The organism is Pilimelia anulata (genome assembly GCF_014647895.1).
GTDB classification, from domain to species: Bacteria; Actinomycetota; Actinomycetes; order Mycobacteriales; family Micromonosporaceae; genus Pilimelia; species Pilimelia anulata.
On the sequence record NZ_BMQB01000007.1, the window covers coordinates 213,357 to 237,957 of the forward strand.

At 76.8% G+C, this 24,601-nt stretch carries 15 protein-coding genes and 1 pseudogene; 8 read left to right on the plus strand and 8 right to left on the minus strand.

Features of this window, described 5'->3' with window-relative positions:
• Positions 1-16 precede the first annotated feature (16 nt).
• The 3 genes from IEY94_RS16995 (at position 17) to IEY94_RS24025 (ending at position 4,018) form a co-directional block, all read left to right on the plus strand.
• Positions 17-730, plus strand: a complete 714-nt coding sequence (locus tag IEY94_RS16995; RefSeq protein WP_189171167.1) for a response regulator transcription factor — start codon at positions 17-19, stop codon at positions 728-730.
• Complete coding sequence (locus tag IEY94_RS17000) at positions 727-2,532, plus strand: sensor histidine kinase (protein WP_229784132.1); 1,806 nt, start codon at positions 727-729, stop codon at positions 2,530-2,532. The genes IEY94_RS16995 and IEY94_RS17000 overlap by 4 nt, the downstream gene beginning before the upstream one ends.
• Before the next feature lie 67 nt (positions 2,533-2,599).
• A complete protein-coding gene (locus IEY94_RS24025) occupies positions 2,600-4,018 on the plus strand; it encodes a S1C family serine protease (protein WP_268244854.1) in 1,419 nt (472 codons plus the stop codon).
• Positions 4,019-4,147: 129 nt separating this feature from the next.
• Here IEY94_RS24025 and glpK read toward each other — a convergent pair whose 3' ends face one another.
• A complete protein-coding gene (gene glpK, locus IEY94_RS17015) occupies positions 4,148-5,644 on the minus strand; it encodes a glycerol kinase GlpK (protein ID WP_189171168.1) in 1,497 nt (498 codons plus the stop codon).
• A 215-nt stretch (positions 5,645-5,859) separates the two neighbouring features.
• On the opposite strand from glpK, the gene IEY94_RS17020 reads away from it, so the two are divergent.
• The 3 genes from IEY94_RS17020 to cphA all read left to right on the plus strand — a co-directional run bounded on the left by IEY94_RS17020 (position 5,860) and on the right by cphA (position 13,009).
• A complete protein-coding gene (locus IEY94_RS17020) occupies positions 5,860-9,132 on the plus strand; it encodes a cyclic nucleotide-binding protein (RefSeq protein WP_189171169.1) in 3,273 nt (1,090 codons plus the stop codon).
• 284 nt (positions 9,133-9,416) lie between these two features.
• Entirely contained in the window at positions 9,417-10,283 is an 867-nt protein-coding gene (locus tag IEY94_RS17025) for a cyanophycinase (protein ID WP_189171170.1), read from the plus strand.
• Positions 10,280-13,009, plus strand: a complete 2,730-nt coding sequence (gene cphA / locus IEY94_RS17030) for a cyanophycin synthetase (RefSeq protein WP_189171171.1) — start codon at positions 10,280-10,282, stop codon at positions 13,007-13,009. The genes IEY94_RS17025 and cphA overlap by 4 nt, the downstream gene beginning before the upstream one ends.
• A gap of 63 nt (positions 13,010-13,072) precedes the next feature.
• Here the strand turns inward: cphA and IEY94_RS17035 are convergent.
• The 6 genes and pseudogenes from IEY94_RS17035 to IEY94_RS17055 form a co-directional block, all read right to left on the minus strand.
• Positions 13,073-13,732, minus strand: a pseudogene (locus tag IEY94_RS17035) (ATP-binding cassette domain-containing protein); the annotation flags it as partial.
• On the minus strand, positions 13,729-14,502 hold the full coding sequence (locus tag IEY94_RS17040) for an ABC transporter permease (protein WP_229784134.1): 774 nt from the start codon (positions 14,500-14,502) through the stop codon (positions 13,729-13,731). The gene IEY94_RS17040 and the pseudogene IEY94_RS17035, both read right to left, overlap by 4 nt.
• Entirely contained in the window at positions 14,499-15,272 is a 774-nt protein-coding gene (gene modA / locus IEY94_RS23660) for a molybdate ABC transporter substrate-binding protein (protein WP_229784136.1), read from the minus strand. Before modA ends, IEY94_RS17040 begins: the two co-directional genes overlap by 4 nt.
• A 94-nt stretch (positions 15,273-15,366) precedes the next feature.
• Positions 15,367-16,032, minus strand: coding sequence for a DUF4360 domain-containing protein (locus IEY94_RS17045; RefSeq protein ID WP_189171174.1), 666 nt, complete (start codon positions 16,030-16,032; stop codon positions 15,367-15,369).
• Between the two features lie 135 nt (positions 16,033-16,167).
• The gene (locus IEY94_RS17050) at positions 16,168-16,827 is read right to left on the minus strand and encodes a DUF4360 domain-containing protein (RefSeq protein WP_189171175.1); all 660 of its coding nucleotides are present in this window, start codon (positions 16,825-16,827) and stop codon (positions 16,168-16,170) included.
• 428 nt (positions 16,828-17,255) lie between these two features.
• Entirely contained in the window at positions 17,256-17,879 is a 624-nt protein-coding gene (locus IEY94_RS17055; protein ID WP_189171176.1) for a hypothetical protein, read from the minus strand.
• 191 nt (positions 17,880-18,070) lie between these two features.
• On the opposite strand from IEY94_RS17055, the gene IEY94_RS17060 reads away from it, so the two are divergent.
• Together IEY94_RS17060 and IEY94_RS17065 are read left to right on the plus strand one after the other, a co-directional pair.
• Positions 18,071-21,916 (plus strand): SCO7613 C-terminal domain-containing membrane protein, encoded by a 3,846-nt coding sequence (locus IEY94_RS17060; protein ID WP_189171177.1) that lies wholly within the window; start codon positions 18,071-18,073, stop codon positions 21,914-21,916.
• Between the two features lie 156 nt (positions 21,917-22,072).
• Positions 22,073-23,236 carry an FHA domain-containing protein gene (locus tag IEY94_RS17065; protein ID WP_189171178.1) on the plus strand — a complete coding sequence of 388 codons (1,164 nt, stop codon included), beginning with the start codon at positions 22,073-22,075 and terminating at the stop codon, positions 23,234-23,236.
• A gap of 54 nt (positions 23,237-23,290) precedes the next feature.
• Here IEY94_RS17065 and rocD read toward each other — a convergent pair whose 3' ends face one another.
• The gene (gene rocD / locus IEY94_RS17070; RefSeq protein WP_189171179.1) at positions 23,291-24,499 is read right to left on the minus strand and encodes an ornithine--oxo-acid transaminase; all 1,209 of its coding nucleotides are present in this window, start codon (positions 24,497-24,499) and stop codon (positions 23,291-23,293) included.
• Positions 24,500-24,601 lie beyond the last annotated feature (102 nt).

Consider the following 24,601-nt stretch of genomic DNA (forward strand, 5'->3'; position numbering starts at 1 on the left):
GGGACAGAATGGGCGCATGGTTAGCGTCGCTGGTTCCCGCTCCGACCCCGAAGCCCGGCTGCTGGTCGTCGAGGACGACCCGAGCATCCTCGAGCTGCTCTCCGCCAGCCTGCGCTATGCCGGGTTCGACGTCACCACCGCGAGCAACGGCAGCAACGCCGTCGACGCCGCCCGCGAGGCCAAGCCCGACCTGGTCGTCCTGGACGTCATGCTGCCCGACCTGGACGGCTTCGAGGTCATCCGGCTCATGCGCGAGGAGGGCGCCCGTACGCCGGTCGTCTTCCTCACCGCCCGGGACGCCACCGAGGACAAGATCCGCGGGCTGACCCTGGGCGGCGACGACTACGTGACCAAGCCGTTCAGCCTGGAGGAGCTGACGGCCCGCATCCGCGCGGTGCTGCGCCGGACCGGCGGCGAGGCGACCACGCCGCGGCTCAGCTTCGCCGACCTGGAGCTGGACGAGGAAACGCACGAGGTGTACCGGGCGGGGCGGCAGGTGCAGCTCTCGCCGACGGAGTTCAAGCTGCTGCGGTACCTGCTGCTCAACGCCAATCGGGTGCTGTCCAAGGCGCAGATCCTCGACCACGTGTGGAACTACGACTTCCGCGGCGACGACAACATCGTCGAGTCCTACATCTCGTACCTCCGTCGCAAGATCGACAATGTGGAGCCGCGGCTGATCCACACGCTGCGTGGGGTCGGGTACGTCCTGCGCAAGCCGGCGGCATGACCGCCGACCCCGGCCGGGGGTCCGCGCCGCCCCCCGACCCCGCGACCCCGCCCGCCCCCGCGCCGCCACCCCCGCATCCGCCCGCCGCGGCGGGCGCGGCACCGTCCGCCCCCGGTCCGCCGGCGCAGCCGGGTGGCCCCGCCCCGACCGATGTGCCGGGCGGAGCGAACGCCGTACCGCCGCGGTCCGACGCCGCGCCGCCCCCGGCCGGCCGGCGCGGCGGTCGCGGGCCGCGGGTCGGCGCGGTACCCCGGCTGCCCGTCGAGCGGGCCGCCGGGCTGCTGCGCCGGACGCCGCTGCGGGTCAAGCTCGTCGCCGCCGTCCTCGCCCTGGTCTTCGCCGCGCTCGTGGTGACGAGCTTCGGCGGGGTGTTCGCCCTGCGCTCGTACCTCACCGACGCCATCGACGACGAGCTGCGCACGACCGCGGTGAACGTCCCCCGGTACGTCGGCCGGAGCCGCGAGGAGCTGCTGCCCAGCGACTTCGTCATCTCGATCACCGACTCCGCCGGCATCCCGCCGACCCGGCGCACGCAGACGCACGCCGGCAACCGCCGGCTCACCGACCTGCCGCCGCTGCCGGACCCGGCCGAGGCGCGGCGGCTGGTCAACCAGCCGTACACCGTCAGCGCGGTCGGCACCTCGACCCGGTGGCGGGTGCTCGTCCTGCTCCCGACCGACCGGGACGACGAGGACGACGAGGATGAGCGGATGCTCGTCGTCGCCCGCGACCTGAACGACGTGGACCGGGCCGTCGGCCTGCTGGTCTGGATCGACGTGCTGGTCGGCGGCGGCGTACTGATCATGCTCGCCTCGCTCGGCGCCGCGCTGGTCCGTACCAGCCTGCGCCCGCTGGTCCAGATCGAGCGGACGGCCGCCGCGATCGCCGCCGGCGACCTCAGCCAGCGGGTGCCCGACCCCGAGCCCGGCGCGCGCCAGCCGGCGACCGAGCTGGGCCGGCTGTCCCGGGCGCTGAACGCGATGCTGGTCCAGATCGAGAGCGCGTTCACCGCGCGGGCGCAGTCGGAGCGGGCGGCCCGGACGGCCGAGTCCGACGCCCGCGGGTCGGAGGCGCGGGCGAAGCGGTCCGAGGGGCGGATGCGGCAGTTCGTCGCCGACGCCTCGCACGAGCTGCGCACCCCGCTGACCACGATCCGCGGCTTCGCCGAGCTGTACCGGCAGGCCGCCGCGGCCGACCCGGTCGAGGGCGCCCGGCTGGTCCGCCGGATCGAGGACGAGGCCGCCCGGATGGGCCTGCTGGTCGAGGACCTGCTCCTGCTGGCCCGGCTGGACCGGCAGCGCCCGGTGGCCCGGCAGCCGGTCGAGCTGGCGGTACTGGCCAGCGACGCCGTCCAGGCCGCCCGGGTGATCGCCCCGGACCGCTCGGTCACGCTGGACCTGCCGCCGGGCTCGGCCGGGCTGACGGTCAGCGGCGACGACGCGAAGCTGCGCCAGGTCCTCGGCAACCTCATGACCAACGCCCTCACCCACACCCCGGCCGGCGCCGCGGTCACGCTGCGGCTGCGCGACGGCGGCGACGGGCACGCGGTCGTCGAGGTCGCCGACACCGGCCCCGGCCTGGCGCCGGAGCAGGCCGAGCGGGTGTTCGAGCGGTTCTACCGGGCCGACGCCGCGCGCAGCCGGCACGCCGGCGAGCACACCGGCACGGGCCTCGGCCTGGCGATCGTGGCCGCGATCGTCGCCGCGCACGACGGCGCGGTGTCGGTCGAGTCGGCGCCGGGCGCGGGGGCGACGTTCCGGGTGCGCCTGCCGCTGGTCGCCCGAAATACTACCGACGAGTAGTTCGTTCACAGTCAACGTCCAGGGCCGGTTCAGGCGCGGCCAAGAACCATCGGGGAGAGTTAAGGGCATGACCGATCACGACGCTCCGCACGGCGAGACCCACCGCACCGAGCCGCTCCGCCCGCCGGGGACGCCGGAGCCGGCCCGGGCGCCGGTACCGCACCCGGCCGGCGTCACCGCCGAGACCCCGCCGGTGCCCGCGGGCGTCGGCACGCCGGCCGACCGGCCGGGCGGCCAGCCGGGGGCGTACCCGCAGGCGACCTGGACCTCCCCCTCCGGGTACCAGCCGGCGTACGACCGCCCGGCCGCGCCGACCGAGCCGCACATCAGCACCGCCGGCGGCTACCCGGCCGGCGCCGCGCCCTGGCTCCAGGGCACCGGCGCCCAGCCGACCGTCGAGCAGCCGGCCCCGAACCGCAAGCGCGGCCGCACCGGCCTGGTCGTCGGTCTCGGCGTCGGCGCGATCGCCCTGGCCCTGTGCTCCGGCGTCGCCGGCGCCGCGATCACCCACGCGATGAGCGACGACGGCCCGGTCACCACCCTCGACCGCGCCGGCAACGGCGCCCCCGCCGCCGTCCTGAACCGCGACTCGCTGGCCGGCATCGCCGACGGCGTCACCCCCAGCGTCGTCGCGATCAGCACCGGCCAGGGCGAGGGCTCCGGCGTGGTGATGAGCGCGGACGGCTTCGTCGTCACCAACAACCACGTCATCGCCGCCGCTGGCACCAACGGCCGGGTCAGCGTCGCGTTCAAGGACGGCCGGACCCTCCCCGGTACGGTCGTCGGCACCGACCCCCGCACGGACCTCGGCGTGGTCAAGGTGGCCGCGACCGACCTCAAGCCGGCCAAGTTCGGCGACAGCAGCGGCATGCGCGTCGGCGACACGGTCATGGCGATCGGCAGCCCGCTCGGCCTGCAGGGCTCGGTGACCGCCGGCATCGTGAGCTTCATGAACCGGACCATCCAGGCCGGCGGCGGCGAGAACGAGTCGCCGTTCGGCTCGCCGGCCCAGGGCCAGACGCTGTCCGGCCTCATGCAGACCGACGCGCCGATCAACCCCGGCAACTCCGGCGGCGCGCTGGTCAACCTCAACGGCGAGGTCATCGGCATCAACACGGCCATCGCGACCGCGGGCAGCCAGGGCAACATCGGCGTCGGCTTCGCCATCCCGAGCAACCGGGCCAAGACGGTCGCCGAGCAGATCAAGTCCGGGCAGAAGGTCAGCCACCCGTACATCGGGGTGAACCTGACCGACGCCGAGTCCGGCGGCGCGCTGATCACCGCGGTCGCGCCGACCAGCCCGGCGGCCAAGGCGGGGCTGCAGAAGGGCGACATCATCACCGAGTTCGGCGGCCGGAAGATCGGCAAGGCGGACGACCTGGTGTCGGCGGTCCAGGCCGGCAAGGTCAGCGACAAGCTGGCGGTGAGCTACACGCGCAGCGGGACGGCCGCGAAGACGACGGTCACGCTGGGCGAGTCCAACTAGGCGCTTCATCCCCTCCCCGGTCGGCGGGGCGCGACCACGGGGGCGGTCGCGCCCCGCCGACGCACGCTGACCGGTCCCGCGGGCCGGTCAGGCGAGCGGGCCGACCCTCGATACCGGCGCCGGGACGCCTCAGTCGAGCCAGTGGAGGGTGCGGTCGACGGCCTTGCGCCAGCGGCGCAGCCCCTCGTCCCGCACCCCCGCCGCCATCGTCGGCGTCCACCGCCGCTGCTCCGCCCAATTCGCCCGCAGCGCGTCCAGATCCGGCCAGAACCCCACCGCCAGCCCGGCCGCGTACGCCGCGCCCAGGCATGTCGTCTCCGCCACCGACGGCCGCAGCACCGGTACCCCGAGCACGTCGGACTGGAACTGCATCAGCAGGTCGCTGGCGGTCATCCCGCCGTCGACCTTGAGCGCGGTGAGGTCCGTCGCCGCCTCGGCGTTCATCGCCTCGACCACGTCGTACACCTGCCAGGCCGTCGCCTCCAGCGCCGCCCGGGCCAGGTGTTCGCGGGTGACGAAGCCGGTGAGGCCGGCGATGACGCCGCGGGCGTCCGGGCGCCAGTGCGGGGCGAACAGCCCCGAGAAGGCGGGGACGATCACGCAGCCGCCGCTGTCGGGGACCCGGCCGGCCAGGGTGTTGACCTCGGGGGCGCTGCCGATGATGCCGAGGTTGTCGCGCAGCCACTGGACCAGCGCGCCGGTGACCGCGATGGAGCCCTCCAGCGCGTACGCGGCCGGCTCGTCGCCGATCCGGTACGCCACCGTGGTCAGCAGGCCGCGTTCGCTCACCGTCGGCGCGGTGCCGGTGTGCAGGAGCAGGAACGAACCGGTGCCGTACGTGCATTTCGCCTCGCCGGCGGTGTAGCAGGCCTGGCCGAACAGGGCGGCCTGCTGGTCGCCGAGGGCCGCCGCCACCGGTACGCCGCCGAACGGGCGGGCCTCGCCGTACACCGCGGCCGACGACCTGATCTCGGGCAGCATCGCCCGCGGGATGTCGAAGGCGGCCAGCAGGCTGTCGTCCCAGTCGAGGGTGGACAGGTTCATCAGCATGGTGCGGCTGGCGTTGGTGACGTCGGTGCAGTACTCGCCGGTGAGGCGTTCGATCAGCCAGGTGTCCATCGTGCCGAACCGGACGCCGCCGTCGGCGGCCCTGGCCCGCAGCTCGGGGTCACGGTCCAGCCGCCAGCGGATCTTCGGGGCGGAGAAGTACGTGGCCAGGGGGAGGCCGCAGCGGTCGCGGAACCGGTCCTGGCCGCCGTCGGCGGCCAGCTCGGCCACGAGCTTGTCGGTGCGGGTGTCCTGCCAGACGATCGCGTTGCCGATGGGTTCGCCGGTGCGGGCATCCCAGAGCAGGGTGGTCTCGCGCTGGTTGGTGATGCCGATGGCGGCGAGGTCGGCGGGGGCGAGGCCGACCCGGTCGAGGGCGCCGCGGGTGACGGCCTCGACCCGGTGCCAGATCTCCACCGGGTCGTGCTCGACCCAGCCGGGGCGGGGGTAGCGCTGGGCGTGTTCGCGCTGGGCCTGCGAGACGATCGCGCCGGCGGCGTCGAACACCATGCAGCGGGAGGACGTGGTGCCCTGATCGATGGCGGCGATGTAACGCGTCACCCGGACAGTCTGGACCATAGCCCGGTAAACAGGGAAGTTCCGGGCCGGTACCCGTCCGATTCCGCCAGTGGCGCGGGTCGATGCGACCGGCGTATCTCGCGTGTCGCGGTCGATGTCGGTTAGCCTCCGGGCGAGGCGCTGGGAGGCATGGACCGATGTCAGTCGTGGAGAGCCGAACCGATGTGTGGCAGGTCCTCGCCGGACGTGCGCCCGGAAGCCCCGATATGCCGGACGTGTCCGCAGCGGACGACCTGCTGCACCCGCACCGCGCGCGGCCGGTGCTGCGCGCGGGCGTCGAGCGGGTCGCGCACACCTCCGTGCGCGGCGAGCCGTACGTCATGCTGCGCTCGCCCGACCCCACCGCGCGGGCGCACTACCTGCGGCTGACCGCCGCCGAGGCCGAGCTGACCCTGCTGATGGACGGCAGCCGGTCGGTCAACCAGCTCATCGCCGAGTACACCCGGACCACCGGGCGGCTCGCGTCCGAGCAGGTGGTCCGCGTGATCGCCGACCTGGCCGCGAACCGGATGCTCGACGGCGACCCGCCCGCGCCGGCCCCCGCCCGCTCGCTCGGCGCGCGGCTGCTGGCCGTGCTCGGCGGGCGGCGGATCGCCGTGGCCGACATCGACGGCGCGGCCACGCTGGCGTACCGGGGGCTGGGCTGGCTGCTGCGCAAGCCGGCGGTGCTCGCCCAGGCGGTCGTCGCGGTCCTCGGGGTCGTGCTGTTCGCGTGGGCGTGGAGCACCGGGGTGCACCCGCTGTTCCGGACCGGCGGCTCGTACGGCACCGGGCTGCTGATCCTGCTCCTGCTGCACGTGTTCGCGCTGGCCGTGCACGAGCTGGGGCACGCGCTCGCCGCCAAGCACGCCGGGCGGGAGGTGCCGGCCGGCGGGGTGCTGCTGTACTTCGGCATCCCCTCGGTGTTCGTGGACACCACCGACGCGTGGCTGGCCGGGCGGCGGGCCCGGCTCACCGTCACCGCGGCCGGGCCGGCGGCCACCCTGGTGCTGGCCGGCGCCGCGCAGCTCGTCGGGCTGGTGCTGCCGCCGGTGGCGCCGGTGGCGTTCGCGCTGGCGTTCGTCTGCTACTTCCAGACGCTGATCAACCTGTGCCCGCTGCTGCCGCTGGACGGGCACTACCTGCTCGCCGACTGGCTGGAGATCCCCGGGCTGCGGGTGCGCGGGCTGGCCTGGCTCTCGGCGCGGGTGCGCGGGCGGGCGACGCCGTGGCGCGAGCTGGACGGCGACGGGCGGCTCGTCGCGCTGTACGGGCTGGCCGGGCTCGGCCACCTCGTCATCACCGCCAACCTCGCCGTCCGGCTGTGGCGGGACCGGGCGTCCGGCCTCGCGCTCGGGCTGTGGGACGACGGGCCCGGCGGGAAGCTGCTGCTGCTGGTCGCGCTGGGCGCGCTCACCGCGCCGCTGCTGTACGCGGTCGGCCGCTGGGTGGCCCGCCTGCTGCGCCGCCGGGCCGGCGCGCGGCGCGCGGCCGGCGAGGTGTCCCGGCGGCTGACCGCGCTGCGCCGGACGATCCTGGCGGGGCTGCCCGAGGGCACGCTGGCCGGGCTGGCCGGGCACGCGGTCTGGCGGGTGCCGGCCGCGGGCGAGGTCGTCGCGGTCGCCGGGCGGGTGCCGGCCGGGGTGCTGGTCGTGGTCGCCGGGGTGGCCGAGGCGCGGGCGCCCGGCGACGTGGCCGGTACGGTCCGGCAGCGGATCGGCGCCGGCGGGATCATCGGCCTGGCCCCCGCGCTGCGCGGCACGTCGTCGCCGCTGACCTGGTACGTGGGCCGGGAGACCGAGCTGCTGGCGATCCCGGCGAGCGCCGTCGTAGCGGCGATGTCGCCGCCGATCCCGGACCCCGGCGCGACCGAGCGCGGCGAGGCGGAGCTGCTGTTCGCGGACACGCCGGCGCTGGAGTGGCTGCCCGAGGAGGACCGGCTGGGCCTGGCCGCCGCGGCCACCCCGACCTTCCTGAACCCCGGCCAGCCGGTCACCCTGACCCCGGACCGGGACGCCGTCGTCATCGCCTCCGGCGAGGTCACCCTGCCGGACGGGCGCGGGCTGCGCCGCGGCACGCTGATCGGCCCGCTCGGCGACGGCGCCGAGACCGAGGTGGGCGTCGCCCGGACGCCGGTCCGGCTGTGGACGCTGGCCGCGCAGGCCGGCTCGCCGCTGCTGGTCTCGTCGGTGCTGGGTGCGGGCCTGCCCGACGCGCACGGCGCGGTCCCGCCGGTGCGGGTGTTCGCGGGCGCGGGCGTGATCGCCGCGACCGGCGCCGCCCCGGCGGACGGACCGCACCCGACGGACGCGTACCCGCCGCTGGCCGCGCCCCCCGGACCGCCGCCGGCGCCGGCCCGGGACCGGGACCGCGGCTTCCAGCGCGGCCTCTGGTGGCTGGTGACGCCGGTGCTGGTCACCGCGCTGGTGCTCTGCGGCAGCCAGGCGCTGCCGGCCGCGGCCTGGTCCGAGCTGCCGGACGACCGGCTGCTGCTGACCGCCGAGAAGGGCGCGGTGGACGCCGTCGTCGGCGGCGCGCCCCGCCGGCTGGACGCGGGCGACCGGGCGTACCTGGCGGCGGGGGACCGGGTCACCGCCGCGGACCGGGCGACCGCCACCTTCACGTACCGGGGCGGCGCGACCACCCAGCTCTGCGCGGGCGGCGAGCTGGTCGTCGGCGCGCTGGGCGGCGAGCGGGCCGCCGGGCCGCGGGCGGAGCTGGAGCTGGCCCAGGGCACGCTGATCGCGGACACCGCCGCGACGAGCACGGCGTACCCGGCGCTGTCGCTGACCGTCCGGGGGAGCGCCGGGCTGCTGACCAACGCCGGCGCCGCCCGGTACGCGGTCTCCGCCGACCGGACCGCGGTGGTCCGCGGCGGCGTGCTGCGCGACGGCGCCCCGCTGGCGACGAGCGCGGGCGAGGTGGCCTGCGACGCCGAGACCGGGTTCCCGACCGAGACGCCGCCGACGCTGCCGCCGACGTTCGCGCCGACCGCCACCGCGACGCCGACCACCTCGCCGAGCGCGTCGCCGAGCCCCACGCCGTCGGCCACGCCGAGTCCGACGCCGTCGCCGACGTCCGCGCCGACGACGCCGCCGTCGCGGCCCACCACCGGGCCGACCAAGCCGCAGCCGGACAAGGTCGCGCCGCGGATCACCGGCCTGTCGGCCAGTCCGGACGCCATCGACCAGGGGCCGCCGCCGGCGGAGGCGTGCAAGCCGCCGGAGCGGATCATGGCCGACACCGCCACCGTCACCGTCTCGGCCGCCGACGCGACCGACGGGGCCGGCGCGCTCGCGGTGACCGTGGGGTGGAGCACCAGCGCCGCGGCCGGCGAGGTCACGCTGACCCGCGACGGCGGGCGGTGGACCGGGTCGTTCAAGGTCGGGTACGCCGACGGGCACAAGACCGGCGGGAAGATCGCGATCAGCGCCACGGTCACCGACAAGGCCGGCAACACCGGTCGGTCCGGGACGAGCATCAGCCTGAACCCCTGCAAGCCGACTTGAAGCACACCCACCCCGACCGCCACCCCCAGCGCCACCCCGACCGCCCCGCCCGCGCGGTGAGGCCCGGCCCGCACCCGCGGGCGTAGCGCACCGGGCGGCCCCGTCCGCGGACGGCACCCGTCCGCGGGCGGCACCGGGCCGCGCCCCGCCCGCCCGCGGGGTCGGACGCCGGCGGCCGTACGGTGCGGAACGTCGGAGCGGGCGGCCGCGGTTGAGCCGATCCGGACCGGGTATATCGCCTCGCGATCGGCGCGCGGCGGCGCGCGCCCGCGGAGGGGGCGACGGTGGCGGAGGGCGGTCCCGAACCGGCGGCGAGCGGCACCCGCGGCCAGCTCGTGATCATCGGCGGGGCCGAGCGCCGCGACGACGCCCTGGACGGCATCCTGGCCCGGTTCGTCGCGCTCGCCGGCGGCCCGGCCGCCGACCTGGCCGTGGTCGCCACCGCCAGCGCCGAGCCCAAGGTGCTCGAGGACGAGTACGTCGACGCGTTCACCCGGCTCGGCGCCGGCCGGGCGCACGCCGTGCCGATCCGCAGCCGCGCCGACGCCAACAGCGCGGCGGTTGTCGATGCACTCCAGTGCTGTACGGGCGTCTTCTTCACCGGCGGCGACCAGCGCAAGATCATCTCCACCATCGGCGGCTCGGAGGTCGACTCGCTGCTGCACCGGCGGGTGGACGCCGGCGGCGTGGTCCTCGCCGGGACCAGCGCGGGCGCGGCGATGATGTCCGGCACGATGGTCCGCGGCGGCCGGCTGAACAGCGTGAGCACCGAGGCCGTCCAGACCGGACCCGGGCTCGAGTTCCTGCCCGGCGTCCTCATCGACATGCACTTCGCCGAGCGCGGCCGGCTCAACCGGCTGCTGTCGGCCATCGCGCTGTACCCGCACGAGCTGGGCCTGGGCATCGACGAGGACACCGCCATCGTCGTCGACGGCTGCTGCTTCGACGTGATCGGCTCCGGCGCGGTCACCGTCATCGACGCCGGCCACGCCACGATGATCCGCACCCCGGCGGACGACGAGGGCCTGATCGCGCTGTCCGGCGTCGGGCTGCACGTGCTGCCGGCCGGGCACCGGTTCGACCTCACCGCCCGCGCGCCGGTACCGCTGGCCGCGCCGGCGAATACGCAGGATTGGGGAACATCGGCGTGAAGATCGAGCGAGTCCGGACCCTGCGCGGGCCCAACCAGTACCTGTACCGCCCGGTGGCCGTCGCCCGGGTCGAGCTGGGCGAGCTGACCGAGCGGGAGACCACCGACTTCGCCGGCTTCGCCGATGCCCTGCTGGCCGCCCTGCCGGGACTGCGCCACCACCACTGCGCCGCCGGGCGGCCGGGCGGGTTCGTCACCCGGCTGTACGGCGGCACGTACTTCGGGCACGTCGCCGAGCACGCCGCGATCGAGCTGTCCAACCTGATCGGCCGCCCGGTCAACTTCGGCCGGACCACGTACGCCGGGGCGCCCGGCCGGTACGACGTGATCATGGAGTGCCCGGTGGACGAGCCGCTGGACTCGCCCCTGCCCGAACTCCTCCTGCGCACCTCGGCGGCGCTGCTGGCCGACCTGCTCGCCGGCCGCCCGCCCCGGCACGCCGCGGCGCTGCCCGGCCTGCGCGACCGGTACGCCGCCGAGGAGGTCGGCCCGAGCACCGCCGCGATCATCGGCGCGGCCCGGCGCCGCGGCATCCCGGTCGAGCGGCACCGCGGGCTGAGCCTGGTCCAGCTCGGCCACGGCGTGCACCGGCGCCGGGTGTGGGCGGCGCTGACCGACGGCACCAGCGGCATCGGCATCGACGTCGCCGGGGACAAGGAGCTGACCCGGCAGCTCCTCGCCGACGCGGGCGTGCCCGTGGCGGCCGGCGGGCGGGCCGACTCGTACGTCGCCGCCCGGGAGCTGTTCGCCGCGCTCGGCGCGCCGGTCGTGGTGAAGCCGGCGCACGGCCGGCAGGGGCAGCAGGTGCACCTCGACGTGACCACGCCGGCCGAGCTGCGCGCGGCGTTCACCGCCGCCCTCGGCTTCGGCGGGGACGTGGTCGTGGAGCAGCAGCTCGCCGGCCGCGACTACCGGGTCCTGGTGGTGGACGGCGCGGTGATCGCCGCCGCCGAGCGGATCGCCGCGCACGTCACCGGCGACGGCGCCGCCACCGTGGCCGCGCTGGTCGACCGGGCCAACGCCGACCCCCGCCGCGGCGCCGGCCACGCCCGCGCGCTCACCCGGCTGGCCCTGGACGACGCCGCGCTGGCCCTGCTCGGCGCCGCCGGGTACACCCCGGCCAGCGTCCCGCCGGCCGGCGAGACCGTGTGGCTGCGGCGCAACGCCAACCTGTCCACCGGCGGCGTCGCCCGCGACGTCACCGACCGCGTGCACCCGGACGTGGCCGAGCTGTGCCGCCGGGTGGCCGGGCTGGTCGGCCTGGACATCGCCGGGGTGGACCTGCGGCTGCCGGACATCGGCGGGCCGCTGCCGCCCGACGACGGGGGCCGCCGCCCGTCCGGCGGCGTGGTCGAGGTCAACGCCGCGCCCGGCCTGCGGATGCACCTGGAGCCGAGCGAGGGCCGCCCGCGGGATGTCGGCGCGGCCGTCGTGGACATGCTGTACCCGGACCGCTGCCCCGCCGGCGCCCCGGTCGCCGCGCCCGGCCGGATCCCCACCGTCGCGGTCACCGGGACCAACGGCAAGACCACCGTCACCCGGCTCACCGCCCACCTGCTCGCCGGGCACGGCCTGCGGGTCGGCGCGACCACCACCGACGGCGTGTACGTCGGCGGCCGGCTGATCCAGCGGGCCGACGCCACCGGCCCGCGCTCGGCCCGGCTGGTGCTGGACGACCCGACGGTCGAGGCGGCCGTGCTGGAGACCGCCCGCGGCGGCATCGTCCGGCGCGGCCTCGGCTACGACCTGACCGACGTGGGCATCCTGACCAACATCACCGGCGACCACGTCGGCCAGGACGGGCTGGACAGCGTCGCCGACATCGCCGACGTCAAGGCGCTGGTCGCCGAGCGGGTCCGGGTCGGCGGCACGCTGGTGCTCAACGCCGACGACGCCCGGGTGCGCGGGATCGCCGCCCGGCCCCGGGTCGGCGCCGCCGACAAGCGGGTCGTCTGGTGCACGGTCGACCCGGCGAACCCCACGGTCCGGGCGCACCTGGCCGCGGGCGGGCGGGCGTACCTGCTGGACGGCGACCGGCTCGTCGAGGCCACCGGCGCCGACGTCGTCCCGCTGCTGGACGCCGCCGAGCTGCCCGGCGGGTTCGGCGGGCTGGCCTCGTACGCCGCCGCCAACGCCCTGATGGCCGCGGCCGCCGCGCGCGCCCTGGACGTGCCGGCGGCGGTGGTCACCGCCCGGCTGCGCACGTTCCGGGCCGAGGACAACCCGGGCCGCGGGGTGCTCTGGTACCGCGACGGCGTGCACATCCTCGTCGACTACGCGCACAACCCGGCCGCGATCGAGGCGGTCACCGAGCCGCTGCACCGGCTGTGGGGGCGGTCCAGGGCCATCGCCGCGGTGACGCTGCCCGGCGACCGGCGCGACGACCTGATCGCCGCGTCCGCCCGGGCGCTCGCGGCCGGGTTCTCCCGGGTGGTGCTGTACGAGGACCACGACCTGCGCGGCCGGGCGCCCGGCGAGCTGCCGACGCTGATCGGGCACGAGATCGTCGCGTACCGGGCGGACACCCGGCGGGTGATGGCCGCGGACCCGCGGGAGGCGGTGGCGGCGGCGCTGGCGATGGCCGATCCCGGCGACGTGGTGCTGGTGATGTACGAGCACATCGACGAGGTGCAGGCGGTGCTGCGCCGGCTCGGTGCGGTCCCCGCCGGCAGCACCGGCCCGGTCGAGCCGGCCCCGGCGCTGCTCGCGCCGCTCGCCCCGCGCTGAGCGCGACGGGTCCGGCGTCCCCGCGGCCCCGACGCCGGCCGGGGTTCAGCGGCGGGGGAGCGGGACCACCCGGTCGGCCAGGGCGTCGGCGTCGGCCGCGTCGTGGGTGACCAGGATCGTCGGGCCCGAGTGGGCGCGCAGGTGCGGGCGCAGCTCGGCCCGGATGGCCGGGCGGAGCTGCGCGTCCAGCGCGGACAGCGGCTCGTCCAGCAGCAGCAGGTCCGGGGCGGCGGCCAGCGCCCGGGCCAGCGCGACCCGCTGCGCCTGGCCGCCGGAGAGCCGGTCCGGCCGGTGCCGGGCGTGCGCGGCCAGGTGCAGCCGGTCCAGCCACGCGTCGGCCGCCCGCCGGGCGGCGGCCCGGCCGGCGCCGGCGCAGCGCGGCCCGAACGCCACGTTCTCCCGCACGCTCAGGTGCCGGAACAGCAGGTAGTCCTGGAACACCAGGCCGACCCGGCGCCGGTGCGGCGGGACGTGCACGCCCGCGGCCGGATCGTCGAGCGTCCGGCCGCCGAGCCGGATCGTGCCGCGGTCCGGGCGGTGCAGGCCGGCGAGCGCCCGCAGCGCGGTGGTCTTGCCGGCGCCGTTCGGGCCGACCAGCGCGACCACCTCGCCGGCCGCGGCGGCCAGGTCGAGGTCGAGCACGAGGTCCCCGCGGCGCAGCGTCACGGCGGCGGCGAGCGCCCCGCCGGCCGGGCGCGGTTCGGTGCCGGCGGGGTCGGTCACCGGACCGCGCCCCACCAGCGGTCGCGCAGCGCCACCAGGACCAGCGCGCAGACGCCGAGCAGCAGGAGGCTGAGCGCCACCGCGCCGGCCGGGTCGGTCTCCAATGCCAGGTAGACAGCGATCGGCACGGTCTGCGAGCGGCCGGGGACGTTGCCGGCGTACGTGATCGTCGCGCCGAACTCGCCGACCGCCCTGGCCCAGCTCAGCGCCGCCCCGGCGAGCACGCCCGGCGCGACCAGCGGCAGGGTGACCCGGCGGAACACGGTCCACGGTCCGGCGCCGAGGGTCGCGGCGGCCTCCTCGACCCGCCGGTCCACGGCCCGCAGCGCCCCCTCGACGGCGAGGACGAGGAACGGCAGCGCCACGAACACCTGGGCCAGCACCACGCCGGCGCCGGTGAACGGCAGGCTCACCCCCCACCACCGGTACACGTGCGCGCCGACCAGGCCGGCCCGCCCGAACACCAGCAGCAGCGCCACCCCGCCGACCACCGGCGGCAGGACCAGCGGCAGCACGACGGCCGTGCGCAGCAGCCGCCGCGCGGCCCCGGTGGCCCGACTCAGCAGGACCGCCAGCGGTACCCCGAGCAGCACGCAGAGCAGCGTGGCGGTGGTCGCGGTGAGCAGCGAGATCCGGACCGCGTCCAGCGTCGCCGGCCGCCCCCACCAGTCGCCGAGCGCGGTCCACGGCGCGCGCACGAGGAGCCCGGCGACGGGGGCGAGCAGCAGGGCGACGGCCAGCGCGGCGGGTACGGCGAGCAGCCGGCTCACGGGGTGTCGAAGCCGGCCCGCCGGAACACCGCGCGCGCCCGCTCGCTGGTGACCAGCGAGACGAACGCCGCGGCCAGCTCGGGCCGGGGGCTGCCCTTGAGGGCGGCGACGGGGTAGTCGGTGGCCGAGACGGGCGACTGGGCGAAGTCGACGGCGTCCACGGTGGCGGCGGCGGCGATCGCGTCGGTGCGGTAGATCAGCGCGGCGTCGACCTCGCCGAGCGTGAGCTTGGTGAGGGTGGCGTTGGCGTTCTGCTCCAGGCTGGGGCCGCGCAGCACGACCCGGGCGGCGCGCAGGGCGCGGTCCGCGGCGGTGCCGCACGGTACCGCGGGCGCGCACCGGGCCACCCGTAGGCCGGCCCGGCCGAGGTCGGCCAGGGTGCGGATGTTGCGCGGGTTGCCGTCCGGTACGCCGATCACGAGTCGATTGCGGACGAACGTCCGCGGCCCCTCGGCCAGCCCGCCGCGCACGACGGTGGCCATGGTGTCGGGGCTGGCGGCGGCGAAGACGTCCGCGCCGGCGCCGCCGACGAGCTGCTGGGCGAGGGTGGAGCTGGCGCCGAAGTTGAACGCGACCCGGGCGCCCGAGTTCTCCCGCTCGAACGTCCCGGCGAGGTTCTGGAACGTGTTGGTCAGCGAGGCGGCGGCGAAGACCAGCACGACGTTGTCCGGGCGCCCGGGGTCGCCGCAGCCGGCCGCGGCGAGGACGAGCGCGGCGAGGGCGGACAGCAGCCGGCGCCGCGCGCGGGGCCGGTCGGGCGTACGGCTCACCGGCGCATGGTAACCCGCCGGCGGGCCCGGACGGCGGAGCGCCGCCGGCCCGACCGGGCCGGCGGCGCTCACACGACGCGCGGGAGCTGCTGGATCAGCAGTCCTTCCAGCTCAGGTAGTACTTGGTGGCCACGTCGATCGACTTGCTGTCCAGCGTCAGCTCGCTGAGCGAGTCCTTCGACGCCTTGCCGGCGTCGACCTGGACCCGGGCGTTCATGTTGAACGCGCGGGTCTCGCCGCACGGGCTGTAGTTCGGCACGGCGATCTCGTCGGTGTACGAGTAGACGTCGGTCTTCGGGCCCTTGAGGTCCGAGGTGCCCTGGCCCGTCTCCTTCATGCCGGCGAAGTAGTACGTGGTGATCTGCTTGCCGGTGGAGCCGGCCGCCAGGTCGGCGAAGCCACGCGCGGTGACCGTGGTCAGCGCGAAGGTGTAGCCGCTCTTGTAGGCCAGCTTCAGGTTGATGACGCAGTTCTTGTTCGCCCGGTCGACCCACGGGGTCGTGCCGTTGTCCTTCGGCACCTTGCCGGCCTGGGTGGTGAACGCGGAGAACAGCACGTCCATCGCCTTGTTGCCGTTGGACATGACGATGCTGGTGTCGGCCTTCTTGCAGCCGGTGCCGTTCAGCGTCACGTCCTGGATCTTGACGTCCGGGTCGAACTTCTTGCGGGCGGGCGCGGCGGAGGCGGGGGCGGCGAGGCCGGAGACAGCGATGCCGGCCGCGGCGAGGGCGGCGCCGAACGCGATCGCGCGCTTCTTCATGGGGTTCTCCCTGGGTATGCGGAGTGAGGGGGTGGTGCCTACGCCATGGGTGGCGGGAGGGGAGCGGAGAGAGCACCGCCGAACTTCTCCGACGGTGCTCCCTACGTTGGTGCGTTCAGTTGGCGAGCGGAAGAATCAGCAGTTCTTCCAGCCCAGGTGGAACTTGGTGGCCACGTCGATCGACTTGCTGTCGAGGGTCATCTCGCTCAGCGAGCTCTTCGACGAGCTGCCGGCCGCGACCTGGACGCGGGCGTTCATGTTGAACGCGCGGGTCTGGCCGCAGACGCTCCAGTTCGGCGTCGCGATCTCGTCGGAGTAGGAGTAGACGTCGGTCTTCGGGCCCTTGAGGTCCGAGGTGCCCTGGCCCGTCTCCTTCATGCCGGCGAAGTAGTACGTGGTGATCTGCTTGCCGGTCGAGCCCTTGGCGAGGTCGGCGAAGCCACGCGCGGTGACCGTGGTCAGCGCGAAGGTGTAGCCGCTCTTGTACGACAGCTTCAGGTTGATGACGCAGTTCTTGTTCGCCCGGTCGACCCACGGCGTGGTGCCGTTGTCCTTCGGCACCTTGCCGGCCTGGGTGGTGAACGCGGAGAACAGCACGTCCATGGCCTTGTTGCCGTTCGACATGACGATGCTGGTGTCGCCCTTGCGGCAGCCGGTACCGTTCAGCGTGACGTCCTGGATCTTGACGTCCGGGTTGAACTCTTCCGGCGTGGCGGCGGCGACGGGGGCGGCGAGGCCGGTGACGGCCAGACCGGCCGCCGCGACTGCGGCACAGATGCCGTGAGTGCGCTTCATGGAGATGTCCCCTCAATCAGTTGTGCGAGTCAGTGGAGCTTTCTCCACGCCGGTGCGGGGGCCCTGGCGTTGAGGGAGTCTGCTTCACCGGATCGGGTTTGCGGGATCCCGTTGGCGGCAACTTAGCAGTCCTCATTGACTATCGTCAATAACATGTTTCAGGCATTTTTCCATATCACCGTGATATGGAACAGGAGTGATCAGGATCGTCAATAGGACGGCAAAAGCCCAGGTCAGAGGCCGTTTGGCGACGAGGTTGCGGCTGCTCGAACGTGAGCTGCCTCACGCGCTCGCTGCCCGAAGGGATCGGCGCATCCTGCCGTGCGGGAGCGCGGATATGGCCGAACGGATGATGGGTTCTTTGTGCCAAAAATGGCTTTCGAGAGTTCCACCAACATCAATGCCATGGACGCCGGTTGACGCGGCCCTCAGCAGTCGGCCGGCCGGGTGGCCCGGACGGTCAGCAGGACGTGCAGCCCGGCGACGCTCGCGAGCAGTCCCAGTGCCACCCCGCGCAGTCCCGGCAGCGTGATCCCGGGCCAGAACGCGAGCGCCAGCCCGGCCGCGATCGCGGCCGCCGCGGTGAGCACCGCGCCCTGCAGCGCCCAGCCGCCGCGGGCGCTGGACGTGGCCGCCAGCAGCCCGGCGATCCCGCCGGCGAGCCAGGCCATCCCGAGCACGATCGCCAGCACGCCGGGGCTGGTCAGCAGCCCCCGGACGCAGACCACGCCGACGCTGACGTGCAGCAGCCCGCCGACCGCGGCCAGCGCTCGGGCGGCGCCGGTACCGGTGTGGGTCAGCGCGGCCTCGGCGAGCTGGAGGGCGCCGGAGACCACGAGCCAGGCGCCGAGGACGGCGGCCAGCATGGCGATCGTCCCCGGCGGGGTGACGGCGAGCGCGCCGGCGCTGACGATGGCGGCGGCGGCGGTGGCGACCGAGAGGCGCTGGTGCTCGCGCAGCGCCCTGGCCTCGGCTCTGGTGTCGGCCCACGGGTCGGGCAGCGTCCACGTCTGCGACACGCGAAGTTCGGCGGACGTGGTCGGGCTGCCCATGGGCGCGCTCCTCTCGGCACCGGGAAGGGCGCGCGGGGCGACCCCGGATTCCTGCGCAAATGTACCCCGTGATATAGGGCAAATCCGGATGAATCGCGGGGATTTGCCTCGCTGAACCGGGTGGGATCACCCGCCCGACCCGGGTACGCGTGCTCACCCGCCGGACGGCCGGGCCGGGTGATGATCGTGGGGTGACGTACCCATGCCCGTACTGCGGCGCCACCGCCGACCCCCGCGGGGGCTGCCCGCGCTGCGGCGCGGCCCCGGACCCCGAGGCCGCCGAGGTCATCGCCATCGACCTGCGCCTGCCGGCGCTGCGCGCCGAGGCCGAGCACGCGGCGGCCCGGGCCGCCGCGGCCCGGACGGCATGGGCGGAGGCGGAGGAGGGCGCGGCGGCGGCGGTGGCCGCGCTGCGCGGGGCGGGGGAGCGGCGGGAGCGGCTGGTGGCGTCCATCGTCGACCGCGTCCGCGCCGCCGCTCGTCCGTCCGGTGCGGACGCCGCCCGGCCGGGTGCCGCGCCGGCGGACGCCGGCGGCGCCGCGACCCCGAACCCGACCGCGACGGTCGCGGGCACTGCTCCGTTGGGCGCAGGCGCAGGCGCAGGCGCAGGCGCAGGCGCAGGCGCAGGCGCAGGCGCAGGCGCAGGCGTGGGCGCGGGCGCGGGCGCCTGCGCGGGCGTAGACACGGGCGTGAGCGCGGGTGCGGGCGTGAGCGCGGGGGAGGGTGCGGGTGCGGGGCGGGCGGTGTCGCGGGCGGCCGGGCGGGAGACGTCCACCCGGACCGTGCAGACCGTCCTGTTCGTCCTCGGTGGACTGCTGCTCGGCTCCGCCGCCATCGCGTTCACCGCGGTCGCCTGGGCCACCTTCGGGCTCGTTGTCCGCGCCGGCATCCTCGCCGTGATCACCGCGCTGTTGCTCGCCGTACCGCCGCTGGTCCGGCCGCGCGGGCTGCGCGGTACCGCCGAGACGAGCGGCGCGCTGGCGATGCTGCTGCTCCTGCTGGACGGGTACGCCGCCCGGGCCGTCGGGCTGGCCGGCCTGGGCCGGGTGCCCGGGGCCGGGTACGCGGCCGCCGTCTGCGCGCTCGTCGCCGCGGTGGGCGTGGCGTACGGGCGGGCCGCCGGCGTGGCCGCGCCGCGGTACGCCGCCCTCGTCGTCGCCCAGGCCGTCGCCCCCACGGCCGCGGCGGCGGCCGGCGGCGACCCGGCCGCGGTCACGCTCGCCCTCGCCGCGCAGGCCGCCGGCAACGCGCTCGTCGTCGACCGGGCCGCCGCCCGCGGGCTGCGGCTGCTCGCCCGGGTCGCCGGGATCGCGGCCGCCGCGGCGGCGCTGCTGGTCGGCTTCACCGCGCTGGCGTACGGCGGCCGGGCGGCGCTCGGCCCGCTCACCGGCGCGCTGCTCGCCGTGGCCGGGGTGCTGGTCCTCGGCGCGTACCGCGGCGACCACCCGCGGGTGCGCGACCTCGGCGACGGGGCCGCGGTCGTCGTCGCCGGCTGCGCGCTGACGATCGGCGCCGGGCGGCAGTGGCCCGGCCCCGGCGGGACCGGCGCCGCCGCCGCGGTGGCGCTGCTGCTGGCGCTCGGGTACACCGCGCTGCGCGGCCGGCCGGGCGCCCGGGTCGACCGCAGCGGCCGGCTGGCGGTGGGGTGGTTCGTCGCGTTCGTGGCCGCGCCCGCGCTGCTGGCCGCCGCCGTCACGGCCGCCGCGGCGGCGTTCGAGCGCACCGCCGGGCGGGGCACACCGTGGCTGTGGGTGAGCCTGCCGGCGCTGCTGGCGGTCGTCCTCGCCGCGCTCCTGCTGCTGCGCGCCGCCCCGGCGCCGGCCCGGGCGCACCGGGCGGACCTGCTGTGGGCCGCGCTGGTTGTCGCGGTGCCGCTGGCCGGCGGGGTGCTCGCGCTGCCCGGCCGGTGGGTGGCGCTGCCGGCGGCGGCGGTCGCCGCGCTGCTCGCGGCGCGGGCGCCCGCCGGGGCGACGGCGACGGCGGTCGTCGGCCGGGCCGCGGCCGCGACCCTCCTCGGCGGCTACGCGCTGCTGCTCACCATCGGCCAGCCGGGCGCCAGGGCGGCCGCGGCGGCCCTGCTCGTGGCGGGAGCGGCCCGCGCCGCCACCGCCACCCGGTCGGCCGACGCCCGGACCACCGCCGACTCCCGGCCCACCGCCGACTCCCGACTCGGCGCCGATGCCCGGCCCACCGCCGCGGCACCGGACGCCGCCGGGGTACCGGACGCCGCCGGTCCCGCGCACGTCGCCGCCCGTCCCGCGCACGCCGCCGGGGTGCCGGACGCCGCCGCCGATCCCGCGCACGCGACCGCGGGGACGTCCGGGAGGACCGCCCGGCGCGCGGTGGGCGCGGTCGGGGCCGCGGTGGCCGTGCTCGGGCTGCCGCTGGCGCTCGTCGCCGCCCTCGCCGCCGTCGACACCCCCGACCGCTGGCGGGCGCGGGCGTACGCCGTGCTGCTCGCCGGCCTCGTCCTCGCCGTCGGCGCGCTCGTCCGCCACTGGCCCGCGCACCGCTGGCCGGTCGTCGGCGCGGTCCTCGCGCTCGCCGCGGTCCTGCCGCTGTGGGCCGGGGCCGGGTCGACCGACGAGCCGCTGGCGCTGTACGCCGGGCTGGCCCTGCTCGCCGTCGCCGCGACCGTCCGGCGGACCGGCGCCCGGATCGGCGCGGCCGCCGGCGCCGCGGTCCTGCCGGGGCTCGCCTGGCTGGTCGGCTGCGCGCCGGCGCTCGGCGGGCTGCTGCTCACCCCGTACGGCTGGCTCGCCGCGCCCTGGACCGGCCGCCCGCCCGGCGTCGGCCTCGCCCCGCCCGCGGGCACGGCGGTCGGCGGATACGCGATCGGGTTCGCGGCCGCCGCTGGCGTGGCGCTGCTCGGCGCCGCCGTGGCGGTGCTGGCCGCGCCCCGGCTCGGCCGCCGGACCGCGCACTGGCTCGGCGGCGCGGCGCTGCTCGTCACCGCGCCGCTGGCGCTGGCCGCCGCCGGCGCGCCCTGGCCGACCGTACCGGCGGTCGCGTTCCTGCTCGGGTTGGCCGCACTGTTCGCCGCGGCCCGGCACGCCGGCCCGGCCGAGCGGCTGGTCGCGGCCGGCGGGACCGGCGCCGCGCTCGCCGGCGCGGGGCTGGCCGCGCTGCTGGCGACCCGCTGGTCGACCATCGCCGGGCTCGCGGTGGCGGTCGCCGCCGCGCTGGCGGTCGGCGCGGCCGGGCGGCTGGTCGGCACCCGGATCGCCGGCTGGGGCGCCGCGACCGGCGCCGGGGTGCTGCTGGCCGCCGCGGTCGGCGGCGCGGCCCGGCTGGGCGTCGCGTGGACCGGCGTGCTCGTCGTCGGCGCGGCCGTCGCGGCGCTGGCCGGCGGGGCGGCGCTGCGCGCGCGGCGGCCGGTGGAGGCCGCGGCGGTCGACGCGGCGGCGGCCCTGGCGTACGCGGTCGCGCTGCTGCTGACCCTCGGGTCGCCGCGGCACGCCGCGCTGGCGCTCCTGCTCGGCGGCGCGGCGCTCGGCGTGCGGGCGCTGCGCCCGGCCGAGCCGCCGGTCCGCCGCCGCGGGTACGTCGCCGGCGCCGCCGCGCTGGAGGTCGCCGCCTGGTGGTGCCTCGCGGTCGACCTCGGGTACGCGGCGATCGAGGCGTACACCCTGCCGGCGGCCGCGGTCGCGCTGGCGTTCGGCTGGTGGGCCCTGCGCCGGCGGCCGGAGCTGAGTAGCTGGGTGGCGTACGGGCCGGGCCTCGGGGTGGGGCTGCTGCCCACGCTGGCGGCGGCGCTCGGCGGCGGCGACGCCCCGCTGCGCCGGCTGCTGCTCGGCGCGGCGGCGCTCGGGGTGCTGCTGCTCGGCGTGCGCGGCCGGCGGCAGGCGCCGGTGGTGCTCGGCGGCGCGGCCGCGCTGCTGCTGGCACTGCACGAGCTGGCGGTGCTCTCGGAGCTGCTGCCGAGCTGGATCCCGCTCGCGGCCGGCGGCGCCGTGCTGGTGTTCTGCGCGGTGACGCTGGAGCGGCGGCGCCGGGACGTGGCCCGGCTCGCCGGCACCGTCCGCCGGATGAGCTAGCGTTCGGGGCGGGCGGCGCCCGCGGCCGCCCGGCGGGTGGACCATCGATGGGCTGAATGTCCGGCTCCGCGCTGCCCGTGCGCCCGCCGGCACCATCGGCTGACCGACCCCGGGTGGTATTGGGGAAACGGCGGATGGAGCGGGCATCATGGGCGGGTGAGATTCGAAGTCAGCAAGGTCCTCGACGCGATCGAGAAGCGGCTCTCCACCGACCCGGCGCTCGCCCGGGGGGTGCTCGACCTCGCCGAGGTGGTCCGGTACGCGGACCTGGACAGCGGTCGCCCCGCCACCCTGCTGCGCCTGGGCCACGTCGTCGACGCGCTGAGCCGGTACGTCGCCGAGGAGAACGTCCCCGTCCACGTCGTCGCCGACCGCGGGCTGCTCTCCGACGCGGATCTCACCTCCAACGAGCGCATGGTGATCCGCCGCTGGGCCGACGACGGGCTGATCGAGGTGCTGCCCACCGTCGGCGCCCGGGTGCTGGAGGTCGCCGTCCTCACCGGCCTGCCGCTGATCACCCGGCAGACGTTCGGCGGGGCGGTCGGCCGGCTCGCCTGGCTGGCCGCGCCGGGGCGGCTGCTGGCCCCCGTACCGGGGCCGGGCGGGGCCGTGCTGGAACCGGCCGTGACGACCGACGCCGGGGCGGTGGCCGGCGCCGGCAGCCCGCCGCCGGGGTACGGCGGCCTGCCCGACCCGGAGACCGCCCGGCGGGTGCTGTCCCGGCTGTGGAAGTGCCCGGACCCCGGCTGCGCCGCGTTCGGCCCGGCCCGCCTCGGCCGGCCGGGCGGGCAGCCGCCGCCGCGGCTGCGCGACGGGGTGCCGTTCTGCCCGCGGCACGACGAGCGGCTGCTGCCGGCCGGGCCGCGCCCGGCCGCGGAGCTGATGGTGGTGCGGGTCGACGGCGCGATCCGGCAGCGGTTCGTGGTCTCCACCGACCAGCCGGTGACGGTCGGCCGCGCCCCGGACGGCGCCAACCGCAGCCCCGGCGTGCTCATGCTCGGCCCGTGGCTGGGCGAGGAGGCGCGGCGCTGGATCAGCCGGGCGCACGTCCGGCTGGAGCTGCTCGGCCGGGACATCCTGGTCCGGGACGTGAGCACCAACGGGACGGTCGTCCGGGTGGACGGCTCGATGGCCGAGTCGAACCGGCTGCTGCTGACCCGCGACCAGGTCCGCACGCTGGCCAAGGAGGACGTGGTCGAGCTGTACCCGGGCGTACAGCTCGCCCGGGCCGGGCGGTGGGCCGCGGGGGGCGTGGCCAACCCCGAGTCGGTGATGTCCGACGCCCCCACGATGATGATGCAGCTCCCGCCGGCCCCCTGACCGACCCGGCGACCGGGCGGCGAGCCCGGCCGCGCCGCCCGCGCCGCGCCGCGGTCAGAGGATCGCGGTGAACTGCTCCAGCGCCCAGTCGATCTCGTCCGCGGTGACCACCAGCGGCGGCGCCAGCCGGATCGTCGACCCGTGCGTGTCCTTGGCCAGCACGCCGCGGGCCAGCAGCCGCTCGCTCGCCTCCCGCCCGGTCATCCGGGTCGGGTCGATGTCCACGCCCGCCCACAGGCCGCGCCCGCGCACCTCGGTCACCCCGGCGCCGATCAGCTTCGCCAGGCCGGTGTGCAGCCGGTCGCCCAGCTCGGTCGCCCGCTCCTGGAACTCGCCGGTCTCCAGCAGCCCGACCACCTCGGTGGCGACCGCGCAGGCCAGCGGGTTCCCGCCGAACGTCGAGCCGTGCTGGCCCGGCTGGAGCACGCCGAGCACGTCCGCGTCGGCGACCACCGCCGAGACCGGGACGATGCCGCCGCCCAGCGCCTTGCCGAGCAGGTACATGTCCGGCACCACGCCCTCGTGCTCGACGGCGAAGGTGCGCCCGGTCCGGCCCAGGCCGGACTGGATCTCGTCGGCGATGAACAGCACGTTCGACGCCGTGCACAGCTCCCGGACGCCGCCCAGGTACCCCGGCGGCGGCACCAGCACGCCCGCCTCGCCCTGGATCGGCTCCAGCAGCACCGCCACCGTGCTCTCGGTGAGCGCGCCGCGGATCGCGTCCAGGTCGCCGTACGGCACCACGGTGAAGCCCGGCGTGTACGGGCCGAAGTCGGCCCGCGCGTCCTCGTCGGTGGAGAACGACACGATCGTCGTGGTCCGGCCGTGGAAGTTGTTCGCCGCCACCACGATGTGCGCGGTGTCGGCGGGCACGCCCTTGATCCGGTACCCCCACTTGCGGGCCACCTTGATCCCGGTCTCCACGGCCTCGGCGCCGGTGTTCATCGGTAGCACCAGGTCCTTGCCGCAGAGCGCGGCCAGCCGCCGGCAGAACTCGGCGAACCGGTCGTGCAGGAAGGCCCGCGAGGTCAGCGTCAGCCGGTCGAGCTGGGCGTGCGCGGCGGCGACCAGCGCCGGGTGGCGGTGGCCGAAGTTCAGCGACGAGTAACCGGCCAGGCAGTCCAGGTACCGGTTGCCGTCGATGTCGGTGACCCAGGCGCCCTCGGCGCTGGCCACCACGACCGGCAGGGGGTGGTAGTTGTGCGCGGTCCAGCGGTCGGCATCGGCCACTGCCTGCGAGGTACGGGGCGTCGGGTCGGTCATGGCGGTTCCCTCCCACGGGCTGTTCGTCCGGCGACGCCGATTCTGGTGGATGCGCCGCCCTCCGGCCCCATCTTTCGCCATCGGCCGAGCGGGCGCCGTCCC

Bases quoted from the DNA above. Each gene is read 5' to 3' on its own strand.
- IEY94_RS17050 (WP_189171175.1), bottom strand. From the start codon at position 16,827: ATGAAGCGCACTCACGGCATCTGTGCCGCAGTCGCGGCGGCCGGTCTG.
- IEY94_RS17000 (WP_229784132.1), top strand. From the start codon at position 727: ATGACCGCCGACCCCGGCCGGGGGTCCGCGCCGCCCCCCGACCCCGCG.
- rocD (WP_189171179.1), bottom strand. From the start codon at position 24,499: ATGACCGACCCGACGCCCCGTACCTCGCAGGCAGTGGCCGATGCCGAC.
- IEY94_RS24025 (WP_268244854.1), top strand. From the start codon at position 2,600: ATGACCGATCACGACGCTCCGCACGGCGAGACCCACCGCACCGAGCCG.
- IEY94_RS17045 (WP_189171174.1), bottom strand. From the start codon at position 16,032: ATGAAGAAGCGCGCGATCGCGTTCGGCGCCGCCCTCGCCGCGGCCGGC.
- glpK (WP_189171168.1), bottom strand. From the start codon at position 5,644: ATGGTCCAGACTGTCCGGGTGACGCGTTACATCGCCGCCATCGATCAG.
- IEY94_RS17055 (WP_189171176.1), bottom strand. From the start codon at position 17,879: ATGGGCAGCCCGACCACGTCCGCCGAACTTCGCGTGTCGCAGACGTGG.
- IEY94_RS16995 (WP_189171167.1), top strand. From the start codon at position 17: ATGGTTAGCGTCGCTGGTTCCCGCTCCGACCCCGAAGCCCGGCTGCTG.